The organism is Cobetia sp. 4B, from assembly GCF_018831605.1.
Taxonomy (GTDB): Bacteria; Pseudomonadota; Gammaproteobacteria; order Pseudomonadales; family Halomonadaceae; genus Cobetia; species Cobetia amphilecti.
This window is the reverse complement of sequence record NZ_CP059843.1, coordinates 3356601-3381398: the sequence shown is the minus strand read 5'-3', so window position 1 is coordinate 3381398 and position 24798 is coordinate 3356601. Positions and strand designations below refer to the sequence as shown.

20 protein-coding genes are annotated in these 24798 nt (G+C 62.5%); 14 read left to right on the top strand and 6 right to left on the bottom strand.

Features of this window, described 5'->3' with window-relative positions; all coding sequences use genetic code 11:
* Positions 1-343: 343 nt before the first annotated feature.
* From infA to aat, 3 genes are all read right to left on the bottom strand, one after another.
* A complete protein-coding gene (gene infA, locus H2O77_RS13975) occupies positions 344-562 on the bottom strand; it encodes a translation initiation factor IF-1 (RefSeq protein ID WP_024953359.1) in 219 nt (72 codons plus the stop codon).
* 405 nt (positions 563-967) lie between these two features.
* Positions 968-1771, bottom strand: coding sequence for an arginyltransferase (locus H2O77_RS13970; protein ID WP_054555616.1), 804 nt, complete (start codon positions 1769-1771; stop codon positions 968-970).
* Positions 1772-1807: 36 nt separating this feature from the next.
* Positions 1808-2524, bottom strand: coding sequence for a leucyl/phenylalanyl-tRNA--protein transferase (gene aat / locus H2O77_RS13965; protein ID WP_043333849.1), 717 nt, complete (start codon positions 2522-2524; stop codon positions 1808-1810).
* 170 nt (positions 2525-2694) lie between these two features.
* On the opposite strand from aat, the gene H2O77_RS13960 reads away from it, so the two are divergent.
* On the top strand, positions 2695-6804 hold the full coding sequence (locus H2O77_RS13960) for a DNA translocase FtsK 4TM domain-containing protein (protein ID WP_215823351.1): 4110 nt from the start codon (positions 2695-2697) through the stop codon (positions 6802-6804).
* 200 nt (positions 6805-7004) lie between these two features.
* Entirely contained in the window at positions 7005-7673 is a 669-nt protein-coding gene (gene lolA / locus H2O77_RS13955; RefSeq protein ID WP_213114992.1) for an outer membrane lipoprotein chaperone LolA, read from the top strand.
* A 131-nt stretch (positions 7674-7804) separates the two neighbouring features.
* Here lolA and H2O77_RS13950 read toward each other — a convergent pair whose 3' ends face one another.
* On the bottom strand, positions 7805-9172 hold the full coding sequence (locus tag H2O77_RS13950) for a replication-associated recombination protein A (RefSeq protein WP_215823350.1): 1368 nt from the start codon (positions 9170-9172) through the stop codon (positions 7805-7807).
* Positions 9173-9484: 312 nt separating this feature from the next.
* Here H2O77_RS13950 and H2O77_RS13945 point away from each other — a divergent pair, with 312 nt between their 5' ends.
* From H2O77_RS13945 to H2O77_RS13895, 11 genes are all read left to right on the top strand, one after another.
* Positions 9485-10033, top strand: a complete 549-nt coding sequence (locus tag H2O77_RS13945; RefSeq protein ID WP_043331576.1) for a hemerythrin domain-containing protein — start codon at positions 9485-9487, stop codon at positions 10031-10033.
* Between the two features lie 252 nt (positions 10034-10285).
* Positions 10286-11839, top strand: coding sequence for an NAD-dependent succinate-semialdehyde dehydrogenase (locus tag H2O77_RS13940; RefSeq protein WP_213114990.1), 1554 nt, complete (start codon positions 10286-10288; stop codon positions 11837-11839).
* 97 nt (positions 11840-11936) lie between these two features.
* Entirely contained in the window at positions 11937-13412 is a 1476-nt protein-coding gene (locus H2O77_RS13935; RefSeq protein WP_215823349.1) for an aminotransferase, read from the top strand.
* Positions 13413-13415: 3 nt separating this feature from the next.
* Positions 13416-14525 carry a pyridoxal-phosphate dependent enzyme gene (locus H2O77_RS13930; RefSeq protein ID WP_215823348.1) on the top strand — a complete coding sequence of 370 codons (1110 nt, stop codon included), beginning with the start codon at positions 13416-13418 and terminating at the stop codon, positions 14523-14525.
* 58 nt (positions 14526-14583) lie between these two features.
* Positions 14584-15597 carry a cyclodeaminase gene (locus H2O77_RS13925; RefSeq protein ID WP_240548617.1) on the top strand — a complete coding sequence of 338 codons (1014 nt, stop codon included), beginning with the start codon at positions 14584-14586 and terminating at the stop codon, positions 15595-15597.
* A 134-nt stretch (positions 15598-15731) separates the two neighbouring features.
* Positions 15732-16592, top strand: coding sequence for an HAD-IB family hydrolase (locus H2O77_RS13920; protein ID WP_054555611.1), 861 nt, complete (start codon positions 15732-15734; stop codon positions 16590-16592).
* A gap of 6 nt (positions 16593-16598) precedes the next feature.
* Complete coding sequence (locus tag H2O77_RS13915) at positions 16599-17654, top strand: DMT family transporter (protein WP_215823347.1); 1056 nt, start codon at positions 16599-16601, stop codon at positions 17652-17654.
* A gap of 264 nt (positions 17655-17918) precedes the next feature.
* A complete protein-coding gene (locus H2O77_RS13910) occupies positions 17919-19406 on the top strand; it encodes a SulP family inorganic anion transporter (RefSeq protein WP_215823346.1) in 1488 nt (495 codons plus the stop codon).
* A gap of 179 nt (positions 19407-19585) precedes the next feature.
* Positions 19586-20476 carry a universal stress protein gene (locus tag H2O77_RS13905; RefSeq protein WP_215823345.1) on the top strand — a complete coding sequence of 297 codons (891 nt, stop codon included), beginning with the start codon at positions 19586-19588 and terminating at the stop codon, positions 20474-20476.
* A gap of 410 nt (positions 20477-20886) precedes the next feature.
* Positions 20887-21243 carry a RidA family protein gene (locus H2O77_RS13900; RefSeq protein ID WP_043331456.1) on the top strand — a complete coding sequence of 119 codons (357 nt, stop codon included), beginning with the start codon at positions 20887-20889 and terminating at the stop codon, positions 21241-21243.
* 85 nt (positions 21244-21328) lie between these two features.
* Positions 21329-22105, top strand: coding sequence for a hypothetical protein (locus H2O77_RS13895; protein ID WP_215823344.1), 777 nt, complete (start codon positions 21329-21331; stop codon positions 22103-22105).
* Here H2O77_RS13895 and H2O77_RS13890 read toward each other — a convergent pair.
* Entirely contained in the window at positions 22093-22365 is a 273-nt protein-coding gene (locus H2O77_RS13890) for a hypothetical protein (protein ID WP_215823343.1), read from the bottom strand. The genes H2O77_RS13895 and H2O77_RS13890 overlap by 13 nt on opposite strands.
* Before the next feature lie 221 nt (positions 22366-22586).
* On the opposite strand from H2O77_RS13890, the gene H2O77_RS13885 reads away from it, so the two are divergent.
* Entirely contained in the window at positions 22587-23234 is a 648-nt protein-coding gene (locus H2O77_RS13885; RefSeq protein WP_215823342.1) for a hypothetical protein, read from the top strand.
* Positions 23235-24155: 921 nt separating this feature from the next.
* Here H2O77_RS13885 and H2O77_RS13880 read toward each other — a convergent pair.
* Positions 24156-24695: a heavy metal-binding domain-containing protein gene (locus tag H2O77_RS13880; RefSeq protein ID WP_213114480.1), complete on the bottom strand. Its 540-nt coding sequence runs from the start codon at positions 24693-24695 to the stop codon at positions 24156-24158.
* Positions 24696-24798 lie beyond the last annotated feature (103 nt).

The window sequence follows — 24798 nt, the reverse complement described above, 5'->3', positions numbered from 1 at the left end:
CTGGGGGAGAAGATGCCCAGCGGGGATGAGCCGCCTGTCATCATTGAATGGGAGCGAAGGCCAGATTGGCGTTCGGGCTCAAGACGCATTCATGGGGCAAGGCGGCATCATCGGAATACTCAGGCATACGCCATCGAGGTGGCGGGTGTCTCGCCGCGAAGGGCAAGTCTTGCAACCTCGATGCGTTCCGGGTCCGGGCGGAGGGTTCAGGCGGAGGTGACGCTGGTGCCTGAGGTGCCGGGAACGACCGGTTCAGCCAGCCGGTGTCATGATGATCGCATGCAGGCCCAGGACGTGCAGAGTGATCGATGGCATGGCAACCGGCAGGGCAGTCTGACCGTGCTTAGCGCGAACGGTAGACGATACGGCCCTTGGACAGGTCGTACGGAGTCAGCTCAACCTTGACCTTGTCGCCAGTCAGGATGCGGATGTAGTTCTTGCGCATCTTGCCGGAGATGTGAGCGGTCACGATGTGGCCGTTTTCCAGTTCAACACGGAAAGTGGTGTTCGGAAGGGTGTCGACGATGACGCCTTCCATTTCAATATGATCTTCACGCGCCATATAGGCTGATCCTCACTTATTACAGGGAATACTGCTGGTAGTTCCGAGCCGCCTCAGCACAAAAAGTGCCCGATTCGGGACTTCGATACGCGATATTGTGCCGTAAGGGCGGCGGCAAGGCAAAGTCGAAGCGCGATTGTACGCTCCTTGAGCGCCTGTGGGCAGCTCAGGAGGAAGATAAAAATCGGCATCTTGCGCCGGGGCAACTCTCGGCAGGCGGTTGGTCGGCACTCGGCGCTGTCTGGTGAGCCCAGCCAGCTGAGCGTTGCGTCACCTTAGCGTTGTCAGAGCGCTTGCGTCGAGAGGGCGCCTGGAGAGCGCGTCGAAAGAGCCTATGGAATGAGCCCATGGAATAAGCCCATGGAATAAGCCCATGCAATGAGCTCATGCAATGAGCTCGGCGCGTCACTCGCCGGATGTCACTGACGCGCCTTGCTTGACCAGGCTCAGTGGCAGATGGCTGTCGGTATGGTTGGCCGGTATGCGTCGCCGCCAGTGGCTGCCGTCCAGATACTCGAGCGGCTGGAAATGCTGCTTGTAGTTCATCTTGCGGCAATCGCGGATCCAGTAGCCCAGATAGAGGTGGGTCAGGCCTTCGCGGCGTGCCTGCTCAATCTGCCACAGCACCGCGTAGGTCCCCAGCGAGCGCTGATTCAGTGACTCATCCGGATCGTAGAAGGTATAGATGGCGGACAGGCCATGACTCATGCGGTCCATGGCGGCGACGGCCACCAGACGACCGTCGAGGCGAAAGCTTACCAAGCGGGCATAGTCATCGCGGGAGGTGAGGAAGGTGCGATACTGCTCATGACTGGGCGGGAACATGTCGCCATCCGCATGACGGCTGCGGATGTAGTGGGCGTACAGGCGATAATGCTCGGGGTCGAAGAGTGCCGGCCCCTCTTCGATGACCAGGTCGGCATTGCGCCGCACCAGACGCTTCTGGGTGCGGTTGGGCGTGAAGTCGGCGATCGGCACGCGTACGGAAATGCAGGCACGGCAATCACCGCAATGCGGACGATAGAGATGAGAGCCGCTGCGACGAAAGCCGAGCAGGGCAAGGGCGTCATAGACACCGGAATTGGGCGCTTCCTGCGGATCGAGAAACAGCGTGGTCGCCTGGCGGCCTTCCAGATAGCTGCAGGCGTGCGGTACCGTCAGAAAGAAGCGCAGATCGCGTTGCGGTTGCTTGGGGGTATTGCTGCTCACCGTTGCATCATCTCCCTCTTGGAATTGCCGTGGCCATCATTCCCGGGCGTGCTGTGTGGGCCAGGATGTCAGTGACCACTTGCCCTCATGCCCTTGGCCAGTGGCATACTGGTCAAGATAGCTGATGAAATCGCTGCGGGCGATGCTGCGGGCGCCAAGACTTGCCAGGTGCGGAGTATGCATCTGACAGTCGATCAACGGAAAATCCCGTGCCTTCAATTCCTGGCACAGGATCACCAGCGCCAGTTTCGAGGCATCGGGCACGCGCGAGAACATCGACTCGCCGAAGAAGATGCGTCCACAGGCGACGCCATACAGGCCGCCCACCAGAGAATCGCCCTGCCAGACTTCAACGCTGTGGGCATGTCCCATGGCATGCAGGGCGATGTAGGCCTGCTGCATTTCTGGCAATATCCACGTGCCTGCCTGGCCATCGCGAGGAATGCTGGCACAGGCATTGATCACACCGGTAAAGTCGCGGTCGATACTGTAGCTCAGGCCTGCATTGCGCAGGCGCTTGGCCAGACTGCGGCGTACACGGACTTCCTCTGGCTTGAGCACCATGCGTGGGTCCGGTGACCACCACAGGATGGGGTCACCCGGACTGAACCAGGGAAATATGCCGCGGGGGTAGGCCGCCAGCAGCCACTCGGGACTGAGTTCGCCCCCTGCACACAGCAGGCCGTCGGGCTCGCTCAGGGCGGTGGAAGCATGCGGAAAGCGGACAGGGGCAGGGGGAAGCCAGGGAAGCATGGGCAGCCTCTTGTCGGTTCGGGAACATGCACGGAGCAATGGGCTCCTGGCGCCTTGGCGTCATGAGCAGACGTGAATCGGCAATTATGACGTCACTGCCATCGAATGGTTATGATAACCGGCTGAAGGTACATGGAAAATCGCCCACAAGGTGCAAGGGGGATGGCGACTTGACTGCCAAGAGTGCCAGAAAGACAAGTCGGGAACAGGCCAAGCCTGAAACCCGTAGCCGCCGTGCGGCAGCAACACCCAGGAAGCGTGCCCGTCAGAAAGCGGACTCGCCGGGCTTCTTCGCGCGTCTGCGCGGTGCTTCGGCCACTGAGTCCAGCCCGGCACGCAAGACGCCGCGCGTCTCCGGCAAGCCCGCGAGGAAGGATGCCAGCGGCCAGCCTGCTGCCAAGGCCAGAAACAAGCCGCGCGTGCAGGAAGAGAGCCCTGCAGCCCAGCGCCGCGCCGAGCGTCAGGCCGAACGCGCCGAACGCCAGGCCATCCGCGCCGAGCAGCGTGCGGAGAAGGCAGCGCGACCACCATCACGCCTGACCACCACCCTGCAGGGCGTCAGCCGTGAAGGCGTGGTCATTCTCATGCTCAGCCTCTGCGTCTTCATGCTGCTGGCGCTGTTCAGCTATGCGCCGACGGACCCCGGCTGGTCCTACAGCGGCCCTGAGCTGACGCCCAGCAACTGGATGGGCAGCATCGGCGCCTGGCTGTCAGACGTGCTGTATTCGCTGTTCGGCGGTAGTGCCCTGTGGTGGCCGGCGATGCTGGGCTTCGGTGCCTGGCGTCTGATGCGTCAGCCCAGTACAGAGCTGGTGTGGGATCCGACGACCATCGCGGTGCGCGCTGGCGGCCTGTTCCTGCTGATCATGGCGACCTGCGTCATCGGCGATATCCAGTTCTACAGCCCCGACAGCCAGCTGACCAACGGCGCGGGCGGCATTCTCGGCAAGGGCATCGCCGGGGCACTGACGCCATTGATCGGCATGGGTGGCACGGTACTGGTCGCGATGGCCAGCTTCCTGTGCGGCTTCACGCTGTTTACCGGCATGTCGTGGCTGACGGTCATGGATGAGCTGGGCAATGGCTGCATGCGGGTGTCCGGCTGGTTCGCCGAGCGCTTCAACAGCCGCCGCGACGATCAGGACGCCTACGATGACGAGGCAGCCTACGCCGAAGAGTCGCTGACGCATGAGGACGGCGAAGAGGATGACTCGGATCGCGACCCGGCCCCCAAACTGAGCTGGTGGCAGCGTCTGCTGCCGGGCCGCCGTGCCCGCGAGGAGGAGTGGGACGAGGACAGCGACGAGATTCTGCTTGGTCGCCGGCAGGAGGCAGAAGGCATCGCCGCCGAGCCGCGCGGTCAGCGCCGTGTCGAGCCATCTCTGGATGGCGTCACCGATGAGGCCATCAGCGCTCGCGATGACTTCGCGGATGACCGCAGCACCGATATCCCGTGGCAGACCGCTGAAACCACGCCTTCCGCCAAGGTGCCGGGCGCTGCCTACACCGAGCGCATGACGGTGCAGAGCGCCAATGTCAGCATCGAAGGGGTTGATCTGGCCGCGGCCCTGAAGACCGCCGTGGCGGCAGAGGCTGCCTCCGCGCCGCGTGTCGCGCATGCCGATGTCACGCGTTCCCGTCTGCCGCAAGCTGCTGCCATTGAGGCCGAGCGCCAGCGTCATGCTGACGCCTCAGTCACGACGCAGGCTCCCAAGGCGGCGACGCCAGGCCCTGCCGCCGAAGACACGGCATCAGCCTCCGACAGCACGGCCGCCCCTGCTGCCTGGGACGCCGCCTCTGCCTTTGCGCCGGCCGCTCGTCATGACACGTCTCGTCATGACACGTCTCGTCATGAGACTGCTCGTCACGAGACGGCGCAAGGCGCTCAGGCGCAGAGCGAGGCCGAAGCTCACAAGGCACAGGCACAAGCTCAGGTTCAGGCTCAAGAGCTGGCTCGCGAGCAGGAAGCGCAGCGCTTGGCTGAACAGGAGGCGCAGCGCTTGGCAGAGCAGGAGGCGCAGCGCGAAGCAGAACAGAAAGCACAGCGCGAAGCAGAACAGAAAGCACAGCGTGCAGCCGAGCAGCAAGCGGCAGAGCGACAAGCGCAGCTTGAAAAGCAGGCGCAGATTGAGAAAGAGGCGCAGCGTGAGCGCGACGCGCAACTTGCGCGCGAGCGCAGCGATGCCGCGCCGGATAGCCGCAATCAACCGCCGGAGCCCAGGGACGACGATGATGCGCCCCTGCCCGGCAGTGGTGGTCAATTCGCCACGGCCGCAGGGCTGGCAGCCGGTGCGGGTGTGATGGCGGCCGGTGTCGCGGCGGCCTCATCCGAGGCTCCCGCTCGCAAGGCGGTCGTCTCCTGGGATGATGCCTTCGAGCAGCCGGCGGGTAACGCGCCGACACAGGCAGACGCGCCTGCGGCGCCGAGCAGCCCGTCTGCCACGCCGCAGCAGCATGCCCCTGAGCCGCGTCAGCCAGCAGCGCCTCATCAACCGGCCGAGCCGGTCGCGCCAGCGGAGCCCGATTCCGTGGCGCCTCAGGCCGAGCATGTGCCGCCTTTCGAGGCGCCGACAGCCACGCCGGAAGCGACACCCGCACCGGCCGAGCGCCCGTCCTGGGCCTATGACGGCGATGAGCCCGGCATGGTGCCGGGCGGCGGTCGTCTGGCGACGGCGGAGGATGCACAGGCGGCTGCCAGTGATCCCTCCGGCCCGACGCTGTGGACCGTGGAGCACATGCAGAGTCAGCGCCATGAAGGCGCCGATCACGAGGATGAACCGGAAGGGGACCTGCCGCAGCTGAGCCTGCTGACGCCGCCGGATGCCCAGAAGCCCAACTACAGCGAAGAAGAACTCGACCAGATGGCCGAGCTGCTGGTGGTGCGTCTGCGCGAGTATGGCGTCAAGGCCGAGGTGGCGGATGTCTGGCCGGGGCCGGTCATCACACGCTTCGAGATTCAGCCGGCACCGGGCGTCAAGGCGTCCAAGATCTCCAACCTGTCGACGGACCTGGCGCGTTCGCTGCTGGTCAAGAGCGTGCGTGTGGTCGAGGTGATTCCGGGCCGTCCGACGGTCGGCATCGAGATTCCCAACCCCAACCGCGCCATGATTCGCCTGCGTGAAGTGTTCGATTCCGATGCCTACCAGCTGGCGGAATCTCCGGTCACGCTGGCACTGGGTCAGGACATCGGTGGCGCACCTGTCGTGGCCAACCTCGGCAAGATGCCGCACCTGCTGGTCGCCGGTACTACCGGTTCGGGCAAGTCAGTCGGCATCAACTCGATGCTGATCTCGATGCTGCTCAAGGCCACGCCGGATGAAGTGCGCATGATCATGGTCGACCCCAAGATGCTGGAGCTGTCGGTCTATGACGGCATTCCGCATCTGCTGGCGCCGGTGGTGACCGATATGAAGGAGGCCGCCAATGCCCTGCGCTGGTGTGTCGCCGAGATGGAGCGTCGCTACAAGCTGATGGCCGCCATGGGCGTGCGCAACCTGGCCGGCTTCAATGCCAAGATCGATGAAGCCGAGGCACATGGTGCCCAGATCGCCGACCCGCTGTGGGAGCCGCAGCCCTGGGAGATGCACCAGCATCCGCCGGTGCTCGCCAAGCTGCCCTACATCGTGGTGGTGATCGACGAGTTCGCCGACATGTTCATGATCGTCGGCAAGAAGGTCGAGGAGCTGATCGCACGTCTGGCCCAGAAGGCGCGCGCCGCGGGGATTCACCTGATTCTGGCCACCCAGCGTCCGTCGGTGGACGTGGTGACCGGCCTGATCAAGGCCAACATCCCGACGCGCATGGCCTTCCAGGTCTCCTCCAAGATCGACTCGCGCACCATCCTCGATCAGGGCGGCGCCGAGGACCTGCTGGGTCACGGTGACATGCTCTACCTGCCGGCCGGTGCCGGCATGCCGACGCGCGTTCACGGTGCCTTCGTCGATGATGACGAGGTTCACCGTGTGGTCGATGACTGGAAGCGTCGCGGCTCGCCGGAGTACATCGAGGAGATCCTCACCGGTGGCGTGCAGGCGGATGCCTTGGCCGGTCTCGAGGCCGAAGGTGAGGACAGCGATGCCGAGCAGGATGCGCTTTACGATGAGGCCGTGGCCTATGTGGTCGAGTCGCGTCGTGCCTCCATCTCTGCCGTGCAGCGTCGCTTCAAGATCGGGTACAACCGCGCCGCGCGTCTGGTCGAGGCGATGGAGATGGCGGGCGTCGTCTCCGCGATGGGCACCAATGGCTCGCGGGAAGTGATCGCGCCCAACCACAGCGGCTAGCCGCCGCAGGCCTGATCGCTGAAACACACGAAGGGGAGCTTTTTGCTCCCCTTCGTGTCAAAGACGTCAGATAACAGATCACTGCCAGCAGGCTGTTGGCAGTGATCATCCCGAATCGCTGAAATGATGATGGTCAGGTGCAGGGCATCGGTGCCCGTTGCCGAGGCTTGCCACTGGTCTTCCTCATCGCAAGGAGTTTCATGAAGACATTGTCCCGTTCTTTCGCTTCTTCGTTGACCTCTCGTCTGGCCAAGGGGCTGGGCGCCGCGCTGATGCTGGGCATGGCCGCTCTGCCAGCGCACGCCGAGGAGTCGGCAGGCGATCGTCTGGCGCGCCTGCTGGAGCCGCTCAAGACCTATGCTGCCGACTTCGATCAGCAGATCCTCGATGCCTCCGGTCAGCGTCTGCAGGAAGCCAAGGGCAAGATGTGGCTGTCGCGCCCGGGCAAGTTCCGCTGGAGCGTCGATGCGCCGTACCGTCAGGAAGTGGTGTCGGATGGCAAGGAAGTCTATCTGCATGATCCGGACCTCGAGCAGGTCACCGTGCAGCCGCTGGATGAGCGCGTCACCCACACGCCGGCGCTGTTGCTGTCCGGTCGTGCCAGCGAGCTGACCGCCAACTATGCGGTCAAGCGTCAGCAGCAGGGCGCACGTGAGACCTTCACGCTGACGCCAAAACAGGCCGATACGCTGTTTGAAAGCCTCAAGCTGACCTTCGACAGCGAGCAGCTCGACATGCTGCAGATGGCGGATTCCACCGGCCAGCGCACGGCGATCGACTTCAGCAACGTGCAGTACAACCCGTCGCTGCAGGATAGCCGTTTCGTGTTCCAGATCCCGCAAGGCGCCGACGTCATTCGCGAGCAGTGATCACGCCCAAGGTGCAGCGCAAATCCTGAATACGCTTGAATAAACAAGAACGCCCGGACCATCTGGTCCGGGCGTTCTTGTCTGTGCCAGTCGCGACTTGGCAGCCATGTGCGCGCAGGATTCGCCGCTGATCAGCTCTGTCCGGGCGTCTCGCCACGGTCTGCGGCGGCGTCCTGCTCGCGGCGCCAGCGCTCTATCTCGGCGAAGCGTTTCTCGCCACCATGCTGGGTCGGGCGATAGAACTGCTGGGTCGGCAGCTCTTCTGGCCAGGCATCGTGGGAGCGGCCGGCCGGATAGCCATTGGGCTCGTTGTGGGCATAGCGATAGCCTTCGCCCATGCCCAGCTCCTTCATCAGCGTGGTCGGGGCATTGCGCAGGTAGACCGGCACACCGAAGTGGGGCTGTTGGCGCACGAAGGTCTTGGCTTCCTTCCAGGCCACCTCGATGGCATTGCTCTTGGGCGCGATGGCCAGGTGAATCGCCGCATGGGCGATGGCGCGCTGGCCCTCGTAGTCACCGAGGCGCAGATAGGCGTCCCAGGCGGCGATGGTCAGCGGCAGGGCGCGTGGGTCGGCGTTGCCGACATCCTCGGAGGCAATCGCCGTCAGACGCCGCACGACATCCAGCGGGTCGCCGCCGCCATCCATGAAGCGCGCCATGTACAACAGTGCCGCGTCGGGCCGCGAGGAGCGTATCGACTTGTGGATCGCCGACAGCAGGTCGTAATAGTCATCGCCCTGTTTGTCGAAGCTGGAGGCCTGATGGCCCAGCACGGCCTCCAGCGAGCTATCCTCGAGTATCTCGCGCGTTCCCCCTTGGGCGTCGGGCTCACGACGCACGAAGTCACAGGCGGTCTCCAGCAGGCCGAGGGCACGGCGTGCATCGCCGGAGGCCGAGCGCGCGATGCGGGTCAGCGTCTCGCGGCTGGCTTCGATATGACGCTTGCCGAGGCCGTTGACCTCATCCTGCAGGGCGCGCGTCAGCACCTCGATCAGGTCTTCGGTTTCCAGGGCCTTGAGCACATAGACCCGCGCCCGCGATAGCAGGGCCGAGTTGACCTCGAAGGACGGGTTCTCGGTGGTCGCGCCGATCAGCGTCAGCAGGCCGGATTCCACATGCGGCAACAGGGCGTCCTGCTGGCTCTTGTTGAGGCGGTGGATCTCATCGAGAAACATCACCGTCTGGCGATCGCTGGCCTGGAAGTGTCTGGCGCGCTCCACCACCTCGCGGATGTCCTTGACGCCGGCCATCACCGCCGAGAGCTGCTCCAGATGGGCATCACAGCCATTGGCGAGAATCTCGGCCAGCGTCGTCTTGCCGACCCCCGGCGGCCCCCACAGGATCATCGAGCGCACCACGCCGGAGGCCACCATCTGGCGCAGCGGCATGTCAGGCCCGACCAACGCTGTCTGTCCGATGTAGTCATCCAGGGTGCGGGGACGCATGCGGAAGGCCAGTGGCGCATGGGAATTCGAGGCGGTATCGGCAAAAAGATCCATCGGCGAGTCTGGCTCCGGCAGGCGTGGGGCAGTATTGCGCTCATCATGGCCGATCCTGCAGGCCTGTACAAATCAGCAGGGGCGGCACGGACAGTCAGCGGCCTCAAGCCGCGCGTGGCATTGCACCAGACTGTCATGTTTTCCTGACAGCATGACACGCTCATTTAGGCAATCCCACCCAACGTCTAACTGGCGCTCGGGGGATGTGTCCTACACTTCTAGGTGACGACATTGCTACATTCGGTAGCAATGCCCGAGGCGGCAGCGCTGTCTGCCAGCATCGGCCACCTGTTCCGTAAGGAGGAGGAAGTCATGCCCAATGTGACTCAGCTGCGCCAGGACCACGCCAACATGGCCCGTCTGCTGCACGTGCTTTCGCACCGCCACAAGACGCTCGTCAGTGGTGAGCGTCCCGACTTTCGCATGATGCGTGAGGTGGTGGATTACATTCTCGATTACATGCAGGGCTTCATCATTCCGCTGGAGCGTCAATGCACCCAGATGCTGTGCGAACGCTCCGAAGACGCCGCGCCACTCTGTCAGCGCCTCATCCAGCAATATCGCACCCTGCACGAGCGTCTGGACAAGCTGTCCGACAATCTCGACAGCATCCTGATGGACCAGATCATCCCGATGGATCAGTTCAATGCCGACCTGCGCGAGTATGTGGAGGCACACCGTGACTACCTGCGTGCCGAGCGCCAGGAGCTGTTCCCGCTGATGCGCGACAACCTCAGTGACGAGGAATGGCAGCAGCTGACCGATGCCATCCCACATGCGCGCACCGAGCTTGAGCGCCTCCAGGAAGCCTACCCGGAACTCTACGCCGAGCTGACCGAGAGTGATGTCGTGACCGCCTGAGCCACGTCGGTCCGATCAGTGACGCTCTGATCCATAACGGTCTAGTCAGGAACTCGCCACACAGAAAGAATCCGCACTTTGCCCGCCACAACAGAAAGAACGCCAAGTCGTTGGCGGGTATTCCGAAAGTCTCCACGTCTCATCTCCCCCACACTGAGGTCATCACATGACGCCCGCCGCGTTTCGGTGGGCGTTGTCTTTGGCGGTGTTCCGCCTTCTCAGATGACGGCCGTGCGGCCCGGGAGACAAGCGATGAGTGCTCAATCTCTTGCACGACAGTGGGCAACTTCCCAGGACGGAGCGACGTCCGAGCCCACCCAGTTCGCCAGCCAAGGCATTGCCCTGGAAGACCCGCGCCTGTTTCGCCAGCTCGCCTACGTGAATGGCTGCTGGGTGCATGGCGAAGGCGGGCGCGAGGAGGCGGTCTTCGACCCCGCCACCGGCGAGCGTCTCGGCCAGGTGCCGTGGCTCGAGGAGGCGCAGATCGACGCCGCCATCGCCACCGCCGATGCGGCCCAGCGTGAATGGCGCAAGCTGCGCGTCGACCAGCGCGGCGAGCTGCTGGATGCCTGGTACGACCTCATCCGCGCCCACAAGGAAGACCTGGCCATGCTGATGACGCGTGAGCAGGGCAAGTCGCTGGAAGATGGGCGTGGCGAAGTGGAATACGGCGCCAGCTTCGTTCACTGGTTCGCCGAGGAGGGCAATCGTGCCTTCGGCGAGACCATCCCCAGCCATATTCCGAATGCCGCGCTGGGCACCGTGCGTGAGCCTATCGGTGTCGCGGCGCTGATCACGCCGTGGAACTTCCCGCTGGCGATGATCACCCGCAAGGCCGCGGCCGCGCTGGCGGCAGGCTGCACGGTGCTGGTCAAGCCGGCCGGCGAGACGCCGTTCTCGGCGCTGGCGCTGGCGGAGCTGGCCGAGCGTGCCGGCATTCCCGCCGGTGTCTTCAGCGTCATCACCGGCGAGGCCTCCGAGGTCTCCAGGCAGCTGTGTGATGACCCGCGCGTCGCCGGGCTGTCATTCACCGGCTCCACCCGGGTCGGGCGTCTGCTGCTGAAGCAGTGCGCCGATAGCGTCAAGCGTGTCTCGCTGGAGTTGGGCGGCAATGCGCCCTTCATCGTCGGGCCGGACATGGACCCCGAAGAGGCTGCGCGCGCCGCCGTCGATGCCAAGTTCCAGACCTCCGGTCAGGACTGCCTCGCGGCCGACCGTATCCTGGTCCACGACAGCCTCTACGAGGACTTCCTGAGCCACTTCGCGCGCATCATGAAGCAGCTCAAGGTCGGCAATGGTCAGGTGAAAGGGATCGACCTTGGTCCGCTGATCCACCGCGACGCCGTCGCCAAGGCGCAGACCATCGTCGATGACGCCGTCGAGCGCGGCGCGCGGCTGATCCACGGCGACCAGAGCATGGCGCCGGGCCCCAACTTCTTCATGCCGGTGCTGCTGGCCGACATCACGCCGGACATGCGCGTCTGGCGCGAGGAAACCTTCTCGCCGGTGGCCGGCATCACCGCCTGGCACGATGAGGAAGAGGTGATCGCGATGGCCAACGACACCGAATACGGCCTCGCCGCCTACGTCTATACCCACGATGTGCGCCGCATCTGGCAACTGATGCGTGGCCTGCGCTTCGGCATGGTCTCGGTCAATTCCGTCAAGATGACCGGCGCGCCGATTCCCTTCGGCGGCGTCAAGCAATCTGGTCTGGGCCGCGAAGGTGGGCGTCAGGGGCTCGAGGAATATCTCGATATCAAGTACTACTGTCTGGGTGGACTGGAAAGCGCCTCCGGAAGTTGAGACGGACATCCTTCACTGTCACATGTCGATCATGGCGACCGGTGGTCATTGAGCACCGCCGGTCGATCGCCCCCTAGTTGAGCATTCGGAGAGTCACATGAGCACCGATAACACCCTGAGCCAGGCCGCCAGCTTCGACGACGCGACCTCGACCGATGAGCTGATTCGTCGTGACCGCAAGGTCACCTTCCATGCCTCGACCCACCTGCGCGATTACGCCCAGGGCGATGCGCCGGGCCGCGTGATCACCGGCGGCGAAGGCATCCGCATCCGCGAGCGTGACGGGCGTGAGCTGATCGACGGCTTCGCCGGCCTCTACTGCGTCAACATCGGTTACGGACGTACGGAAGTCGCCGATGCCATCCACGAGCAGGCCCTCAAGCTCAGCTACTACCACACCTATGTCGGCCACTCGAACGAGCCGCAGATCGCGCTGTCCGAGAAGATTCTCGAACTGGCCGGCCCCGACATGTCCAGGGTCTACTACGGCATGTCCGGCAGTGATGCCAACGAGACCCAGCTCAAGCTGGTGCGCTATTACCACAACGTGATCGGCAAGCCGGAGAAGAAGAAGGTCATCTCGCGCTGGCGCGGCTATCACGGCTCCGGCATCGCCTCAGGCTCGCTGACCGGGCTGGCGGCCTTCCATGATCACTTCGATCTGCCGATTCCCGGCATCCTGCACACCGAGGCGCCGGACTACTATCGCCGTCCCGCCGAGTGCGCCGAGATGAGCGAGCGTGAATTCTCCACCTGGTGCGCCGAGAAGCTCGAGGCGATGATCCAGGCCGAAGGGCCGGAGACCGTCGGCGCCTTCATCGGCGAGCCGGTGCTGGGCACCGGTGGCATCGTGCCGCCGCCGGAGGGCTACTGGGAGGCCATCCAGGCCGTGCTCAAGCGCCACGACATCCTGTTGATCTGCGATGAGGTGGTGTGTGGCTTCGGGCGCATCGGCAGCCAGTTCGGCTACCAGCACTTCGGCATCAAGCCGGACCTGGTCACCATCGCCAAGGGCCTGACCAGCGCCTATCAGCCGCTGTCCGGGGTCATCGTCGGTGACCGCGTGTGGAAGGTGCTGGAGCAGGGCACCGGCGAATTCGGCCCCATCGGCCACGGCTGGACCTACTCCGGCCATGCGCTGGGCGCCGCCGCCGGTGTCGCCAACCTGGAGATCATCCGTCGCGAGCGCCTGGTCGACAACGCCCGCGATACCGGCGCCTATCTGCAGAACGCCATGCAGGACGCCTTCGCCGATCACCCCATCGTCGGCAATGTGCGTGGCATCGGCCTGCTGGCGGCGCTGGAGTTCTCGCCGCAGCCGTCACAGCGCAAGGCGTTCGACTCAGCGCTCAAGGTCGGCCCGCGCATCTCCGCGGCAGCCCTCGAGGAAGGCCTGGTCGCTCGCGCCATGCCGCAGGGCGACATTCTCGGCTTCGCGCCGCCGCTGGTGGTCACGCCTGAGGAAATCGATGACATCGTCGCCCGCGCGCGTCGCGCCGTGGACAAGGTGCATCAGGAGCTTGTCGACAATGGCGATCTCTCTTCCGGTGATCCCGCTTCTGGTGACAAGTAATCCATGGCATTGACCTTACCCCCGCTCAAGAGCACACGGGAAACGCCGCTGGCGCTGGCCGATATCCATGCCGCGCGCCAGCGGCTGTTTCATTCATCGACGGCCACGGGTGTCGAACGCACGGCACTGGTGCCTTCACCGGCGCTGTCACGGCGCTTCGATGCCGAGATTCTGCTCAAGCTGGAGACACGTCAGCCCACTGGCGCCTTCAAGCTGCGCGGGGCCAGCAATCTGCTGGCCGCCGTGGCGGAACAGGCCTCTGGGGAGGCCTTCGAACGCCTCCAGCGCGGCGTGACCACCGCCTCCACCGGCAATCATGGTCGCGCGCTGGCCTACGCCGCGATGCGCCGTGGCCTCAGGGCGGTCATCTGTCTCTCCGAGCAGGTGCCCGCCAACAAGGTGCGTGCCATCGAGGCGCTGGGTGAGCTGGGCGGTGCCACTGGTGGCAGTGTCGAGGTGCGCCGGGTCGGGCGCAGCCAGGACGAGGCCTTCCACGAGGTCAATCGGCTGGTCGAGGAGGAGGGCATGCTGGCGGTGCCGCCCTTCGATGACCCGCTGATCGCGGCTGGTCAGGGCACCATCGGGCTTGAGTTGATGGAGGATTGCCCGCAGCTCGATCAGGTACTGATCGGACTGTCCGGCGGCGGCCTGCTCGGCGGCATCGGGGCAGCGCTCAAGGCGATTCGCCCCGAGACCCGTGTGCATGGCATCAGCCTCACCGAAGGCGCCGCGATGTGGCATAGCCTGCAGGCGGGCACACCGGTGGAGGTGGAAGAGGTCGCCAGTCTCGCCGATTCGCTGGGCGGCGGCATCGGGCTTGGCAATCACACCACGCTGCCGCTGGTGCGCCGCGTGATGGATGAACACCATCAGGTCAGCGAGCGCGCCATCGCTCGCGCCATGCTGATGCTGCTGGAAGAGGAGAAGCTGCTGGTCGAGGGCGCCGCCGTGGTCGGGCTTGCCGCGCTTGAGGCCTCGCGACTGGGCGAGACCGACCCGGCGCTGGCCGAGTCGATCCGCGGCCAGCGTGTCGCGCTGATCATCAGCGGCAATGGGGTCAGTCTGGAAACCTTCGATCAGGCCAGAGCGCTGCTGGCGGACGCTCAGCAGTGATTTATTCGCCCATGGCTCACAGCGTGAGACAGATGACGGCACACCAGGAGGAGGGCGCATGACGGAACCGACTCAACAAAGCATGCAGACGTATTCCCGTGAACAGATCGAGCAGGTCGTGGGGCTGGACGCCACGGCACTGGGCACCATTCGCGATGCCTTCATCGCGCTGGGCCAAGGCAAGGTGGTGCAGCCGCCGATCCTGTCGATGGCCATCGAGGAGGCCAATGGCGAGGTGGACGTCAAGACCGCCCACATCCAGGGGCTCAAGCACTTCGCGATCAAGATCAGCCCCGGCTTCTTCAACAATCCCGCCCGCGGCCTGCCAAGCCTCAATGGCCTGATGGTGGTGTTCTCCGCCGAGACGGGGCTGGCCAAGGCCCTGCTGGATGACGGCGGCTATCTCACCGCCATTCGCACCGCACTGGCCGGTGCCGTGGCGGCAGAGGCCCTGTCACGCCCCGACAGCAAGCGCGTCGCGCTGATCGGCGCGGGTGAGCAGGCGAGCCTGCAGCTGGAAGCGCTGCGGCTGGTGCGTGACATCGAGAGTGTCGATGTCTGGGCGCGTGACAAGGAGCGCGGCGAGCGCTTCGCGCGCGACACCGAGCAGCGTCTGGGCCTCACCGTGCGCAGCCATGACAGCCTGCATGCGGTGTGTCAGAACGCCGATATCATCATCACTGCCACGCCGTCCCACACGCCGCTGCTGGAATACTCGATGCTGCCGGAAGGCGTGCATGTCACCGCGATGGGCTCCGACAGCCCAGAGAAGCGTGAGCTGGAGGCCGACGTGCTGACCGACTGCGACTACTTCGTGTGTGACAGCCGCGCCCAGTCGGAAATCAATGGCGAGCTGAAGGGGCTGGATGAAGACCAGGCCAAGGCGTGCGAGGTGTACGAGCTGGGCAAGCTGCTGGCCGATGGGCGTCGTCTGCGTGAGGGTGACCAGAACAGCGGAGAACAGACCGATACCGCCACTGATACCCTCATCACGGTGGCAGACCTTACCGGTACCGGCGTGCAGGACACCGCGATTGCCAGCCTGGCGCTCGCTCGACTCGCCCAGCGCTAGCGCCGCACGCAGCGACAGCGGGTCATGAATGCGCGACGGACTTGCCCAGCGCGGCGCCGCATGCGAGGGTCACGCAGTAACGGCAGGAAGCCGTTGACTCCCTCGTCCACTCGGAGCCTGTCGTGACTCGAACCATGCCCTCACCCTCTGCTGCGCCGCGCGCCCTCAATGCTGCCCCCGGGGTAGAGGTCCGCCGCTCGCCGCTGGCGGATCTCTGTGCCGACTGCGATGCCGTGACGCTGCTGCCACCGCTATCCCCACCGGGTGAGGGGTATCTACGCCATTTCTGCCAGTTGGATTCCCCGCTGGCGGTGTTCGATCTCGACGATACCCTGCTCGATGGCGACTGCACCGGCATGTGGATGCGCTGGATGGCCGCCTGTGGCTGGATCGAGGATGTCGAGGCCTTCATGGCCATCGGCGAGCGCCACCAGAGCGAGTATCACGCCGGCACCCTGGACATCCACGAGCACACCGGCCATCTGCTCAGCCCGCTCATCGGACGGCACCGCGATGAGGTACGTCGTGAAGTCGATGATTTCGTGGAAGAAATGGTGATGCCGCGTCTGCTGGAAGGCGGCATCGCACGGCTGGCCGAACACGGCGAGGCGGGCCATCGCACCCTGATCATCTCCGCCTCCATGCATCATCTGGTCGGCCCCATCGCCAGTCGCCTGACCGCCGATGGCGCGCTGGCCACCCATCCTGCCTTCGATGATCAGGGCCGCTTCACCGGCGAGACCACCGGCATCGTCACCTTCCGCGAAGGCAAGCTGGCGGCGCTGGATGCCTGGCTGGAAGACGCCAGCCAGCTCAAGCGTGCGCCGCAGGCACTGTGGGGTTACTCCGATTCCCACAACGACCTGCCGCTGCTCGAGCGGGTCGATCATCCCCACGCCACCCAGCCGGATGCGCCGCTGCGCCAGTTCGCCGAAGCGCGTGGCTGGCCGGTGGTCGACTGGCGTCAGTCGCACCTGTCCATCGAATCGGACTGAGCGTGCATGAAGCCGTCGACTGACTCCCATCTTTCCCGTGATCACAGTCCGGATACCAGAGCCCTGCAGGCGCGCGGCGTCGCGCTGACGGCGCTGGGCGTGCTGCTGATCTCGCCGGATGCGCTGTTGCTGCGTCTCGCCGATGTCGCCGATGGCCCGCTGGTGTTCTGGCGCGGCCTGCTTACGGCCATCGGCTTCGCGCTGATTCTGCTGCTCACCCAGCGCGGCGGGCCTGCCCAGCGCTTCGCCAGTGCGCTGGCGCGCATGCGTGGCTGCGGGCGCACCGGGCTGTGGGTCGCGCTGCTGTTCACCGGCTCCACGCTGGGCTTCGTGCTCGCCAATCAATACACCCGCGCCGGCAACGTGCTGATCATCCTCGCTGCCAGTCCGCTGTTCGCGGCGCTGATGTCGCGGCTATGGCTGGGCGAGCGCCAGCCGCGCCATGTGTGGGGCGCGATTCTGGTCTCGCTGGCGGGCATCACGCTGCTGGTGATGGACGAGGCGGGCAGCGGTTCGCTGACCGGCAATCTGCTCGCGCTGGGCTGCAGCCTGTCACTGGCGGGCAACTTCACGCTGTGTCGCACGCGCCCGGGCCTCGACATGAGCCCGATGCTGACACTGTCGGGACTTATGACCGCGCTGTGCGGCCTGCTGGCCTGCACATGGTTGGCAGTCTCTGGGGTAGGGGTAGGCGAGGGTGCAGCAGAGGGCCTCGAGAGCGTGCTCACCCAGTTATGGCCCTCGCACAGCGCTGATTTCGCCCAGCGCGCCGGCTGGCTGGTGCTGCTGTGTCTGGTGCTCTCGCCGCTGGGCTTCACGCTGATCCAGCGTGGTCCGCTGTATCTGCCGTCCGCCGAGGTGGCGCTGCTGATGCTGCTGGAAAGCGTGTTCGGCATCCTGTGGGTGTGGTGGGTGCTGGACGAGTCGCTGACCCTGCGCGGCTGGGCGGGCGGCGCCATGGTGCTGGGCGCGATGCTGATCAAGAGTCTGATCGACCGCCGCCTGCGTCACCTGCAGGCCACGCGTACGCCTTCTGCGGATGCGTCTGCGGGCGGCAGCTGATACAATCCCGCCCATCCCCGAGTTTATTCACTGTCAAATGACAGCCCTCTGGACGCCTCACGGCGACCGGAGCGAATAGCTCATGGCGCGAAGAAAGGCACGGGGCGACCGGAAACGACGGCGACTTCACGACGCGAGCCAGGCGCGAGCGGCACTGCCCCTGACGGCAGTGATGAAGATTGCAACAACCGGACGCCAGACTGACTCGACAGCGCCAGGATTCAGCACGCACACCACCTTCCCCAACCTGTTGCGGACGACTCGATGACAAGCAGCCTCAAACAGCAGTGGCTCTCCAACCTCCGGCCCGACATCCTGTCCGGCCTGGTGGTGGCGTTGGCCCTGATCCCCGAAGCCATCGCCTTCTCCATCATTGCCGGTGTCGACCCCAAGGTCGGCCTGTATGCCTCCTTCTCCATCGCCGTGGTGACCGCCATTGCCGGTGGCCGTCCGGGCATGATCTCCGCCGCCACCGGTGCCATGGCACTGCTGATGGTCGACCTGGTCAAGGACCACGGCCTGGAATACCTGCTGGCCGCCACCGTGCTGACCGGCGTGATCCAGATCATCTTCGGCTACTTCAAGCTCGGCTCGCTGATGCGCTTCGTGTCGCGCTCGGTGGTCACCGGCTTCGTGAATGCGCTGGCGATCCTGATCTTCATGGCCCAGCTGCCGGAGCTGACCAACGTCACCTGGCACGTCTACGCCATGACGGCGGCCGGTCTCGGCATCATCTACCTGCTGCCGCTGGTGCCGAAGGTCGGCAAGCTGCTGCCGTCGCCGCTGGTCTGCATCATCGTGCTGACCATCTTCTCGATGGTCGTCGGTCTGGATATCCGCACCGTCGGCGACATGGGCGAGCTGCCGGACAGCCTGCCGGTGTTCCTGATTCCGGACATCCCCTTCAATCTGGAAACCCTGTGGATCATCCTGCCGTACTCGCTGCCGCTGGCGGTCGTGGGTCTGCTGGAATCCCTGATGACGGCCACCCTGGTCGATGATCTGACCGATACGCCGTCCGACAAGAACCGTGAGTGCAAGGGCCAGGGCGCGGCCAACGTCGTCACCGGCTTCCTCGGCGGCATGGCGGGTTGCGCGATGATCGGCCAGACGATGATCAACGTGAAGTCCGGCGGTCGTACGCGTCTCTCCACCATGGTGGCGGGTGTCGTGCTGCTGATCCTGGTCGTGTTCCTCGGGCCGTGGGTCTCGCAGATTCCGATGGCCGCTCTGGTCGCGGTGATGATCATGGTCTCCATCGGCACCTTCTCCTGGCAGTCGATCCGTGATCTCAAGACCCACCCGATGTCCACCAACATCGTCATGCTGGGCACCGTGGCCGTCGTGGTCGCGACCCACAACCTGGCGATCGGCGTGCTGGTCGGCGTGCTGCTCTCGGCGCTGTTCTTCGCCAACAAGATCGGTCAGGTGCTGCACATCGGCAGCGACATGAATGCCGATGGCCGTACCCGCGAATACCGCGTGGTCGGTCAGGTGTTCTTCGCCTCCAGCGAGCAGTTCCAGGCCGGTTTTGACCTCAAGGAGACCGTCGAGCGTGTCGTCATCGACGTCAGCCGTGCACACTTCTGGGACATCACCGCCATCGGCGCGCTGGACACCGTGGTGGTCAAGTTCCGCCGCGAGGGGACCGAGGTCGAGGTACGTGGCCTCAACGAAGCCAGCGCCACGCTGGTGGATCGCTTCGCGGTGCATGACAAGCCGGATGCGGTCGAGAAGCTGATGGGTCATTGATCCCGTTGGCTCCCCCCGCCTGATCGAGGGCGGGGGCGCCAGCAGCGTGATTGATGCGTAAAGACGGCGGGCAGTCCTTCACGGGCTGCCCGCCGTTTGCGTTGGTGGGGTCGGAAAGTGGTAATCTCGAAACAGGCGCCTGAAGCGCCACCTTGATCGTCAGCATAAGGAAGCACGCCATGAGCCAATCCTCTGCCAGTGCCCTGACAGGCCATGACAAGGTCACCGCCTGCATTGACGGCTCCGCCTTTGCCGTCTCCGTGTGTGATGCCGCCGTATGGGCCAGCAAGCGTCTCTCGGCGCCGCTGAGCTTCCTGCATGTGATCGACCGCCAGGAAGGGGCGGGCGAGACCAGCAGTGATCTCTCCGGCAGCATCGGGCTCGGTGCGCGCGAGCATCTGCTGGAAGAGCTCGCCACCCTGGATGAGCAACGCGGGCGTATCGCCCAGGAGCAGGGCCGCCTGATGCTGGAGGCCGCCTACGAGCGCGCCGTGCAGGCGGGTATCGCGGAGCCGCGTCCACGCCAGCGCAATGGCGAGCTGGTCGAGACCCTCGCGGAGCTGGAAGACGAGATTCGCCTGCTGGTGATCGGCAAGCGCGGCGAAGGGGCGGAGCAGGCCAGCGAGCATCTGGGCAGCAATCTGGAGCGCGTGATTCGCAGCCTGCATCGTCCGGTGCTGGTGGTGCCGGGCGAGTTCAATCAGCCGACGCGGGTGCTGATCGCCTTCGATTGCAGTACCACCATCAAGCGCGCCGTCGAGGTGTTGGCGGCAAGCCCGCTACTGCAAGGCGCGGAGCTGCATCTGGTGATGGTCGGCGCGGAGTCGGTGGAACATCAGGCCCCGCTGGACGCCGCGCGCGACACCCTCACCGCGGCAGGTTTCAGCGTGCAGGCCAGCTTCAGAGCAGGGGAGGTGGAAGCCTGTCTGCGCGAATATGCCAAGGAGCACGCCATCGACATGCTGGTGATGGGTGCCTACGGCCACTCGCGCATCCGTCAGCTGCTGGTCGGCAGCACCACCACCGAGATGATTCGCAACGCCACGGTGCCGCTGCTGATCCTGCGCTGAGCCGTGTCAGAGTCGCTCAGGCGGCTCTATGAGCATTGGCTGATGAGCGAGCCGCTTCATCATTGCCGTGACGCCGCGCTTCCGTCATCTCTCGGGCGCGGCGTCTTGCTGTCTGGCGGGTGTCTTCGTATACCGGCAGTCTTGAGTTCACGCCCGTTTTCCTGCATCACCGGCAGCACGCGTGAAACAACAGCTGTCACCACAAGAGCCACCACAAGAGCCCCCATAACTGAAACCACAGGTTCTTCTGATGCAGGGTAATATTCTCCGCAGGTCGCGTTGCGCCGCTCGCGCGAATCTGGAACGCTGAAGGACTGACCTCACCCTGTATCGCCAGCGGTCTTTTCTGTATCAGCACCGCTGGGGGCACTTTTCCACTACCCAAGAAGAACAGCACAAGGACACTCTCGATGAACATCCAACGCCATGACACCAAGCCGCGCATGAGCCGCGCCGTGATCCACAACAACACCATCTACCTGTGTGGCCAGGTCGCCGGTCCGGACCATCGCTTCGGGAATATCACGGACCAGGCCAACAGCATGCTCGCGCGTGTCGATGCGCTGCTGGAAGAAGTCGGCACCGACCGTGAGCACCTGCTCTCCGCCACCGTCTATCTCAAGACAATGGACGACTTCAAGACCTTCAACGACATCTGGGACACCTGGGTGCCACAAGGTCACGCCCCCGCCCGCGCCTGTGTACAAGCCGCCATGGCCAGCCCGGAACTGCTGTGTGAAATTACCGTGGTAGCCGCCGTTAAGTAACTCGCAGTATGATTTTTCTAAGCCCGCCAGAGTTTTCTCTGGCGGGTTTTTGTATTATGAATAGTATTTGTAAGTTGGAGTTACTATGGTTTTTTCGAGAAAGAAAGTTAATAATGCTTTTTTGATATCTTTGAGTGGGTCAACTAAAGTATTTAATAACTTGGTCGCTTGCTTTTTTGTAATGATTTTTGGTATTTATCTTTCTTCGATGGTGATTTACCCATTTTTAGTAGGGGATTGGGTCTATGTACAAAGTGTTTGGGATCGATGGCAAGGTCTTAATGTCGGTGTTTTAGCTTTTTCTTCAAGTTATATTATATATTTGTCTACCAAATATCGTGAAGAAAAACAAAGGAAAAGAGAGTTTGAGGCTACTAAAGCATATCTAAGTGAAGCTCTAAGTGAGCTACTCGATTATTATGAAAAATGCGCTGAGCTGTATTTGTCGGCTTGGGGTGAACGAGATTTTGAAAGTGAAATATCAACTCCTCAAAAATATCAGCCAATATTTAAAGATTGTATTAGATATGCCACCCCTGAAGTGGGAGATTATATATATTCTCTACTGGGTAAGCTGCAGGTCCACAGCTCGAGACTTGAGGATATTAAGAAGACAATGCGTAGAGGCGGCGTGCAGTCAGAAGCAATGCTTTTTTCAAATTTCCTTGGCACTGCAGAGGTATACGCATTAACTAATAAATTGTTTGATTTTGCGCGAAATGAAAATGATAAAGTCAGTACAAAAATCAGTCTTCGTGAATTTAATAGTGCTTACTATTTTTTGGGTATTAGGCCTAAAGATATAGGAGGAAGCTTGTATGGAGATTTGTGGGAATATACGAAAAAGATTCACAAGTTATAGTGAAGATATTCAGGAGTTGGGATGTTACTATTTTCTTGATATTTTAAATGAATTTTAATTACTGGCTCATACCGCACCCATCCCCGATAAAACTCATCCAATCGTTCTGTCTCGTTGAGGTGTGATGCTTCCGCGAGGCGTTCGCGTGCGTCCAGGGGCAGCATGGCGATGCGGGCGTCGAGGTCGTGGGCGTGGCGGGGGTTGCGGTATTCGAGGTCCAGCCCGAGCAGGATAATGGGGAAAACTAAGCCAGTTTGCATCACATGGTGGTGATGTGTTTTGTCATCTACTATTGGCAACTAATAGTTAGGTATTAATATTGTTGAAAGAATGTATAGGTTTATTGATGTAATACACTGTTTTTGGAGTAATGATTAAGTGTGGTGTTTTTAGATTGATAAGGTTATTTTTTGCTATAGGTCTTGATAGTGTTTGATTTTTTGGTAGCGTGAAATTCCAGTTCTAACTTTAATGGTGATTCATGAAATACAAAGATGAAAGTGTGCTTTCAAGGTACAGTGAGTTAGTTAATCCTGTAACAATATTTTTTATTTTCGGATTGTTTATAGGCTTACTTTCTTCCCTGGTTGAGGTGTATAATCGAGATTCCAGCTATTTATTGAAATTTATAGAGGAAGGTGTTGCGCTTAATATCTTCCTGTATATGTGTACTTTTAGTGTTATTGTACTCTTGATGATAGATCGTTTGATGTCGCGTGAAACTCGTTTTATATCCCTCATAAAGACTGGTTTAGAGTCAGCTCTAGATCTTGGCGTAGGTATAGGGGCAGCATCAATATCAGTCATTATTAGTTATAGCCTGGGCGGAATTGTTGTATTCTTAATTTTCGGCGATGAGAAGTTCGATGTTGCAGTTAAGTTGTTTATGCTAGGCATAGGTTACATTATATTGTGGTATTTTGTTGTTTATTTTGGCGGTATTGTTAGACAGAGGATAACCACTTTAGATAATGTCTTGGCTATTGTTGGGTTATTGCTGGTTTTGCTGTCATATATATTTTTCTCACCACAACTTAATGCTTCGTTTAGGCTTGCATTATTGTTTGTAATCCTCGGGTTCGGCATTATTGCAGTAGCGCATTTTATTTTTAAGACATTACAAAAATAACCTCTTTATATGTTGGGCTGATTTGCAAGTTCTACCTAGTATGCACATAAATTGACTAGCTTTTATAAATCCTTCATACCTCACCCATTCCCGATAAAACCCGTCCAGTCGTTCTGTCTCGCTGAGGTGTGATGCCTCAGCGAGGCGTTCGCGTGCGTCCAGGGGCAGCATGGCGATGCGGGCGTCGAGGTCGTGCGCGTGGCGGGGGTTGTGGTATTCGAGGTCCAGCCCGAGTGGGAGGGTGGCGAGGCCGACGAGTACATGGCCGTGGCGGTGGGCGATGGAGACGTAAAAGCCTGCTGGTAGCGCAGGGTGATGGGGAGCCTGGCCACGCGGCGACCAATCGGCCAGTGGCAGCATAATGCCTTGGGCCGCGGCGAGTTGGCCAAGTAGAAGGCGGGCGAGGTGTGACTCGGCTTCACGTTGCTGGCGACGGCGGGCCTTGGCAGATGACACGGGGGTGTCCGCGTTATCCACATCCGGCTGGCGTGCGCGCAGCGAGCGACGGCGGGAAGCAACAGCCGAGGAGCTGGCAGAGGAATCAGCCAGATCAGCATAAAACGCTGGCAGCACACAGGCCTCGGCCAGCCACAGGCGGGCTGGCCGAGAGGAGGATTCAGAGCAGTGATTCGGCAAGGCGCGGGCAGCGCCGCCAGTCGCAGATGCCAAGAAGGCGGCGAGGGCGTGGGGATCATGCGAGATCAGCGGCTCGGTGCTTGGCGGCTCGTTGTTAAGCAAGCCAGTGCTAAGCGAACCAGCGCTCAGCGAAGCGGAGCCATCCGCTGCAGCATGCCCCAGCACCACGCAGCGGTAGGCGGGGTGATCGGTCGGGCGCGTCGCAGGCTCGATTGCCGAGTTATCCTCAACCGGCTCGCCTGTCCCGCTCACATCCTTGCCTTGCCTGGCCGTCATGATGGCGAATCAGTTCTTCGGATGCAGGATCACCAGATCCCCACGCAACGCGACGCCCGCGACGATATTGCCCGCATGGCACTCGTACTTCTCGCTGCTGGAGTAGGGCACCTTGTCATAGTCGCTGCGAATGTTGATGACCGCATTGGCCCCATATTCGCGCGCCTTTTCCTGCAGCTCGCGCAGCGCCGACAGGAACACCCAGCGACAGGCTTCCGCATCGCTCTTGTTGGTCGCGTTGGTCTTCGGGTTCACCCGTGCCCAGCCGCGCTTCTCGATCCGCTCGTAGGGCTGCTTGTCACCGAAGAAGAAGGCCACGTCCTTGCCCAGACGCTGACTGGCCGCGGTGCTGGCCATCACCGGCATGATCGGCAGGAAGTGCTGCGTGTCCCGTGCCACCGCCGGCGCGGAGGCTACAAGCCCCGCAGAGCCGAGCAGCAGTGCAGACACCAGTGTCAGCACACGCGAGGCGCGACCCGAGCGGGCGCGCGTGGCAGGTGCCGCGGAACGTTTCGAGGATGCGAGCGACTGAGCAGAACGTGACGCCATCTGAGACCTCTCCTAACAGGGTGATTGACTGGCGCGACGCCAGTGAATATCGCCGTCAGCCAGCCAGGGGCGTGAGCCAATCACACCATAGACCATGCAGCGG

Excerpts from the sequence above, each read along its gene's own strand:
- H2O77_RS13905 (WP_215823345.1), top strand. The coding sequence starts at position 19,586 with ATGAGCCAATCCTCTGCCAGTGCCCTGACAGGCCATGACAAGGTCACC.
- H2O77_RS13920 (WP_054555611.1), top strand. The coding sequence starts at position 15,732 with ATGCCCTCACCCTCTGCTGCGCCGCGCGCCCTCAATGCTGCCCCCGGG.
- infA (WP_024953359.1), bottom strand. The coding sequence starts at position 562 with ATGGCGCGTGAAGATCATATTGAAATGGAAGGCGTCATCGTCGACACC.
- H2O77_RS13880 (WP_213114480.1), bottom strand. The coding sequence starts at position 24,695 with ATGGCGTCACGTTCTGCTCAGTCGCTCGCATCCTCGAAACGTTCCGCG.
- H2O77_RS13935 (WP_215823349.1), top strand. The coding sequence starts at position 11,937 with ATGAGCACCGATAACACCCTGAGCCAGGCCGCCAGCTTCGACGACGCG.
- H2O77_RS13930 (WP_215823348.1), top strand. The coding sequence starts at position 13,416 with ATGGCATTGACCTTACCCCCGCTCAAGAGCACACGGGAAACGCCGCTG.
- aat (WP_043333849.1), bottom strand. The coding sequence starts at position 2,524 with ATGCTTCCCTGGCTTCCCCCTGCCCCTGTCCGCTTTCCGCATGCTTCC.
- H2O77_RS13895 (WP_215823344.1), top strand. The coding sequence starts at position 21,329 with ATGGTTTTTTCGAGAAAGAAAGTTAATAATGCTTTTTTGATATCTTTG.
- H2O77_RS13890 (WP_215823343.1), bottom strand. The coding sequence starts at position 22,365 with ATGCAAACTGGCTTAGTTTTCCCCATTATCCTGCTCGGGCTGGACCTC.
- H2O77_RS13940 (WP_213114990.1), top strand. The coding sequence starts at position 10,286 with ATGAGTGCTCAATCTCTTGCACGACAGTGGGCAACTTCCCAGGACGGA.
- H2O77_RS13925 (WP_240548617.1), top strand. The coding sequence starts at position 14,584 with ATGACGGAACCGACTCAACAAAGCATGCAGACGTATTCCCGTGAACAG.
- H2O77_RS13900 (WP_043331456.1), top strand. The coding sequence starts at position 20,887 with ATGAACATCCAACGCCATGACACCAAGCCGCGCATGAGCCGCGCCGTG.
- H2O77_RS13885 (WP_215823342.1), top strand. The coding sequence starts at position 22,587 with ATGAAATACAAAGATGAAAGTGTGCTTTCAAGGTACAGTGAGTTAGTT.
- H2O77_RS13915 (WP_215823347.1), top strand. The coding sequence starts at position 16,599 with ATGAAGCCGTCGACTGACTCCCATCTTTCCCGTGATCACAGTCCGGAT.
- lolA (WP_213114992.1), top strand. The coding sequence starts at position 7,005 with ATGAAGACATTGTCCCGTTCTTTCGCTTCTTCGTTGACCTCTCGTCTG.
- H2O77_RS13945 (WP_043331576.1), top strand. The coding sequence starts at position 9,485 with ATGCCCAATGTGACTCAGCTGCGCCAGGACCACGCCAACATGGCCCGT.
- H2O77_RS13910 (WP_215823346.1), top strand. The coding sequence starts at position 17,919 with ATGACAAGCAGCCTCAAACAGCAGTGGCTCTCCAACCTCCGGCCCGAC.
- H2O77_RS13950 (WP_215823350.1), bottom strand. The coding sequence starts at position 9,172 with ATGGATCTTTTTGCCGATACCGCCTCGAATTCCCATGCGCCACTGGCC.